Genomic DNA, 6,000 nt, shown 5'->3' with positions numbered 1-6,000 from the left:
ATTGATGTATCAATCCTTTGACCGCTTAAAATGTTATACTTCCTTTAATGTTAAAAAAATATGCGGCGCACAGAACGCGCCGCATATCGGACTAAGTTTTATTCAAATTTGTCTTCACCAACACGATTTGACGAAGAGCCGTTTTTATTTAAACTATTTTTTTTGTGCACTTCGTTGGAAGGCTTTAACAATTTCAACAATTGGAATAATCGCAAAGGATGCCCCAATTACAATCCCCCATTGATAAAGATCAAGATGTGCTACCCGGAAAATATCATTCAAACCTGGTACAACAATAATGATCATCATTAAAACAAAGGATAACAAGATTGCCCAGTTAAAGCTCTTGTTGCGGAATGGTCCGACCTGGAACAATGACTGATGAACAGATTTTACGTTGAAGGCATGGAATAGCTGCATCAAGCCTAATGTTGCAAATGCCATTGTCAAAGCATCAGAATGGATTTCTGCATACGTTGTATGAACTGGCCACTGAATTGCGGACCAGTAAACAAATAGTACCGTACCTGCTTCTAATATCCCTTGATAGATAATACTTGATAAAACGCCCCCAGAAAACAGGTTTGAACTACGCCCACGAGGATTATGCTTCATCAAATCTTTTTCAGCAGGTTCCATCCCTAATGCAATCGCTGGGAAGGTATCCGTAACTAAGTTAATCCACAATAAATGAATAGGTAATAAGGTATCCCAACCAAGTAAAGTTGCAATAAATAAGGTCAATACTTCACCCAAGTTGGCTGCTAACAAATATTGAACTGCTTTTTGAATGTTTGAGAAGACTTTACGACCTTCTTCAACTGCAACAACGATCGTCGCGAAGTTATCATCAGCAAGAACCATATCAGAAGCGCCTTTAGAAACCTCTGTACCCGTGATTCCCATACCAATACCAATATCCGCTTGCTTCAAGGCTGGCGCATCATTTACACCATCCCCAGTCATAGCGACTACTTTACCTTCTTTTTGCCAAGCCTTCACGATCCGAACTTTATGTTCTGGAGAAACTCGAGCATAGACAGAATAATGTTCAACTTTCTGAGCAAATTCTTCATCAGACATTTCGTTTAATTGCGCACCAGTTAGAACAGATGCATCATCACCTTTTTCGATGATTCCTAAACGAGCAGCGATTGCTTCGGCGGTATCTTTGTGATCGCCTGTAATCATGATTGGACGAACGCCAGCTTCTTTCGCAACTCGTACAGCTTCAGCTGCTTCAGCACGTTCTGGGTCAATCATACCGACTAAACCAGCAAAAATTAAATCATTTTCCACTACTTCAGATTCTAATTCAACCGGAACAACATCGACATATTTATAAGCCATGCCTAGAACACGTAACGCTTGTTGTGCCATGTCTTTATTATTAGCTAAAATATCTTGTTTCTCTTTGTCAGTCATTGGTACAACTTGACCATTCAATAGGATTTGCGACGTACGACCAAGTAGCACATCGGGAGCACCTTTGACAGCAACCAGAATTTTACCGGTTCCTTCTTCGTGTAACGTACTCATTAATTTACGATCAGAATCGAAAGGCAATTCGCCGACACGTGGTTCTTCAGCTACTTTTTCACGAACATCAAAAGCATTATTTAGCCCAAATTGTACCAAAGCTGTCTCGGTTGGATCTCCAATTAAGCCACCTTCTTGGGTAAACTTCGTGTCATTCGCATAGTTCATGACTTTCATCGCCATACTATCTACTGGTACTTCACCATTTGCATCATATTGTTGATTGTCTACGTATAATTTTTCAACCGTCATCTGATTCAAGGTTAATGTCCCAGTTTTGTCTGAAGCAATAATATCAGTTGAACCCAATGTTTCAACGGCTGGCAGTTTACGAATTACAGAATTTCGTTTTGCCATTACTTGCGTTCCAAGAGCCAAGATAATTGTTACAATCGCTGGTAGCCCTTCTGGAATTGCTGCAACCGCCAACGAGATCGAAGTCAACAGCATATCAACCCAAGATGTATCGTTGAAGAAAATCCCAACAAAGAACATCACGATAGCGATAATAATAATTGCAAAGGTCAAGAATTTACTCAATTGGTTCAAATTCGTTTTAAGTGGCGTTTCTGTCTCATCTGCTTGTGCTAACATACCAGCAATTTTACCAACTTCTGTATTCATTCCTGTGTTAACAACGACACCTTTACCTCGACCATAGGTCACATTACTATTTGAATAGGCCATATTGACACGATCGCCAATACCAACTTCTCCGTCTTCAATCACAATCAGTTCTTTTTCTACCGGTACGGATTCACCCGTCAGTGCTGCTTCTTCAATTTTCAATGAAGCAACTTCAATCAAACGCAAGTCTGCAGGAACGACATCTCCGGCTTCCAGCATCACGATATCACCAGGCACAAGATCCGTTGATTTTACTGAACTGATATGACCATCACGTAAAACATTCGCATTTGGTGTAGACATTTCCCGCAAAGCTTCGATTGCTTCTTCGGCCTTTGATTCTTGTACCACACCCATCACAGCATTAATGATAACAACAGCTAAGATAATGATCGAATCCACTACTTCATGAGAGACGACCGCAGATATAATTGCCGCGAACAATAAGACAATGATCATTAAATCTTTGAATTGTTCGATAAAACGAGCGAACATACTTTTCTTTTCGCCCTCTTCTAATTCGTTCAAACCGAACTCACTTAAGCGTTTTTCTGCTTCAGCGGTTGTTAATCCTTCTTCCGTCGTTTGAACTTCTGCTAAGACCTGTTCTGTTTCCTCAGTATAAAAAGGCTTTAGCAGTTGTTGTTTTTTCTCCTCTGACATTATTATCCTCCTTATTCGTTTCGAATGTCGTATACCATTCTTCCAATTACGCTAGTCTGCTCTTAAATTATGGTGATAAATTCTTAAAAGAACTTATCTGGACCTTCGAAGACATATCATTCTACTATTCTGCTAAAACAGGAAGTTGAACTGACAAAGCGTATAGAAAAACTGGCAAAGTTGAACTGACATCCTTAAAATGATGTTCCTTTTAGGAATAAAAAAATAGACTTGTGTATGCGAAAGACACATACATAAGTCTCACTATTTAAGACAACACCAGAAAATTGCTTTTCTTGCTGGTGGCGTTGCCACAGCTTGCGCTGCTAGTTACTCCCTCATGAATACAAAATGAATTATAGCATGAGAAAAGGCTGGAATACAATTACTACTTTTCAATTAATGAATTGTAAGAGTTTCCAGCAGAGACTTTTGTCCAAAAATCTTCAGCTGTTCCTTGTTCCATGCCCATTATAAACTTTTCTCGGATATCTGGATAGTTTTTAGCAAGCTGCGTCACCAAGTTCTTGATTTCTTCCCTTTTTGTTTTTTTATCCACAGGGCAAGGATTAAAAATTACAGGGAGTTCTTCACGTTTCACAAGTCGGATAATTTGTTTCTCCTCTAAATAGATCATTGGGCGTACTAATGTCACCTTCGTTTTTGATAAATAGCTTTTTGGTTCAAAACTGTTTAAACGTCCGTGAAACAAAAAATTCATAAAGTAGGTTTCAATCGCATCATCTACGTGGTGACCTAGAGCGACTTTTTGGCACCCCAACTCACTTGCGCGATTATATAAGATTCCACGGCGAAGCTTTGCGCATAAAGAACAGGGCGACTTTTCTTCACGTACATCAAAAACGACTTTCGCGATATTTGTCGGAACTACCTCTAATTGATAGCCTAAGTTTTCAACAAATTTTTTCATCGGAGTAATGTCACAGCCTTCAAATCCCATATCAAGAGTAATCGGTACAATTTCAAAGTCAAAACCTAAACGCCGTTGACGTCGAATCCGATCTAATAAATAGAGCAATGTCGTGCTGTCCTTTCCGCCACTCATTCCAATCGCCACTTTATCACCAGGCTCAATCATTTGATGAGTTAAAATTGCCCGACGCAGTGGATTGTAATAATTCTGATTGTCTTTCTTTTTAAACCCCATATTTACTCCTTTAATCTCGTGTTTATTCAAAAAAATTTTCTTTCAAGCTATACTGATGACCAGCTGTAATGTCGTATTGAATCATTTGGTATTCCTGATAAATTTTCTCTTGCTTTTGATTGAAACGAGCTTCTTTAAACCATTGTCCACTTTGGTAGTACATTCCTTTTTCAAAGGCAGGAAACTCTTTTTGCAAAGTCACTAATAAATTTTGAAATCCAGTCATTTGAAGTCTGCCCTGTTGGAAAAGATCTGCTGCAAAATAAAAGGGACTTGTTGTAACTTGCTGTCTATTGAGTTTATGGCGATTGTCATACATCAAAAATTCTGTTTCATGTAGTAAGTGCCCTTGGTTTTTCTTTTGAATATCGTCTGAATAAATTCCTGGCAAATGATCCCCCCAAAAAACAACCAAGGTTCGTTCCGGTAGATCGTCTAATTTTTTCAGAAAATCCTTCAACGCTTGACTACTGTATGCAATATCCTGCAAATATGCCCGAACAGATAAGCTATCATCCCCTTTGACTAAGTAAGGAATGTTCGAGTATTTATTTTCGTACGGCATATGCGTTTGCATTGTCACTAAATGCAAAAATTGCGGCTTTTTATTTTTATCTAATTGATCAAAGATTTCTTGATAGGCTGCTGCATCTGAAATATACGGATTATTTTCAAGTTTATCCGTATGCTTCATTGTTTTTTCGTCCAAGAATTGATCAAACCCAAATGTTTCATAGACATCTTTTCTCTTGTACATTGAAGTATTGTAAGGATGGATTGCCGTCGTTTCGTACCCGCGTTCCTTCAATGTTCCGACCAACGAAGGAAATGAATCAAAATCCGACATCAGCATTGTATAAGGCGTAGTCATCTGTGCATTGAATAGCTCCATGGAAAAACCCGTCAAGGCTTCAAATTCGATATTCGCCGTCCCACCGCCATAATTTTGCGATAGCATCTGACCACTATAGGTTTGATCGGCGATTGTACGATAATCTTGCAGTGGATCCCCACCTAAAATTTCTAAGCCATTCAAACGACTTGGATCAGAAAAACTCTCACTCATAACATAAATAATATTCGGTTTTTCCTCTGAAGTTGTTTTTGCTTTTTTTTGATATTTCTTAGTAATTCTTTCTACGTTCACTTGAGAATAATCCGCTGGCTTTTCCATCGCCTCCACCGGTAAATTATACAAAAAGCCACCCATAAACCCAGTGTTGTAATAATTCATTTTTTGACTGTAGGGAATCCATAAAGCCGTTTTATTATAAGCCTTGCGCAATAGATTCCCTTGCTGGTTGAATCCACCGATATACAGCAACAAACTGCTAGTTAAAACGAAAAATATAAAACGCAGCCGTTGTTGTTTTTTCTCTAACTTCCAGCTTTTCTTCAAACTAAAGAGAACTAAAATAATTCCTAACGCCAACATCAGTAAAAACAGAAGAAATAATGGAAGACCAATCATGTCGTAGATCATTCCGAATTCAGTAATCATTTTCAAATCATTTGGATAGATCGGCTCCATCCGATAGTTCATCTTCAAATAATTCGCAATTCCTACACCAATCACCGTTAAAAGATAAAATACACTACCCGATTTCAGTGAGCCTAAAAGACTGCTGACCCACCCATAAAAAATAAGCAGTACAAAGCACCCTAAAAGGAATTTTTCAGTGTGCCAAGAAAAAGCAAATTTGAACATTAATTCAAAGGAAAACTCATTTTGTGTTAGTTGAAAAAAAAGATTTGAACTAACAATTAATCCTATCACACCAATAATTTTTAACAGCTGTTGCCAAGGAATCTTTCGAAGTTTGAGCATGTGTCTCTCCTATCTATGGATTTCTAAATCGTATTAATCCTTTTATCTTTAAAATACGAAATATCCTTCCAATGCCCTTCGCACATATCTTTCAGCCAGTCTATATAAGCTTTTGAATTGGCAAGGCATCTTAAATAGTTTAGCGAGAAATTAGAAGAAAGTAAAGAACGATAAG

At 38.2% G+C, this 6,000-nt stretch carries 3 protein-coding genes; all 3 read right to left on the bottom strand.

What is annotated here, in order from left to right; genetic code table 11:
- Window positions 1-153: 153 nt before the first annotated feature.
- The 3 genes from OMU_RS13495 to OMU_RS13485 all read right to left on the bottom strand — a co-directional run bounded on the left by OMU_RS13495 (window position 154) and on the right by OMU_RS13485 (window position 5,825).
- Entirely contained in the window at window positions 154-2,829 is a 2,676-nt protein-coding gene (locus tag OMU_RS13495; RefSeq protein WP_016180449.1) for a cation-translocating P-type ATPase, read from the bottom strand.
- Between the two features lie 388 nt (window positions 2,830-3,217).
- Entirely contained in the window at window positions 3,218-3,997 is a 780-nt protein-coding gene (locus OMU_RS13490) for a tRNA 2-thiocytidine(32) synthetase TtcA (protein WP_016180448.1), read from the bottom strand.
- Between the two features lie 22 nt (window positions 3,998-4,019).
- Window positions 4,020-5,825, bottom strand: coding sequence for an LTA synthase family protein (locus tag OMU_RS13485; protein ID WP_016180447.1), 1,806 nt, complete (start codon window positions 5,823-5,825; stop codon window positions 4,020-4,022).
- Window positions 5,826-6,000: the final 175 nt, after the last annotated feature.

Origin of the sequence: Enterococcus avium ATCC 14025 (genome assembly GCF_000406965.1) — a bacterium.
GTDB lineage: Bacteria > Bacillota > Bacilli > Lactobacillales > Enterococcaceae > Enterococcus_A > Enterococcus_A avium.
This window is presented reverse-complemented; position numbering and strand designations above follow the sequence as displayed.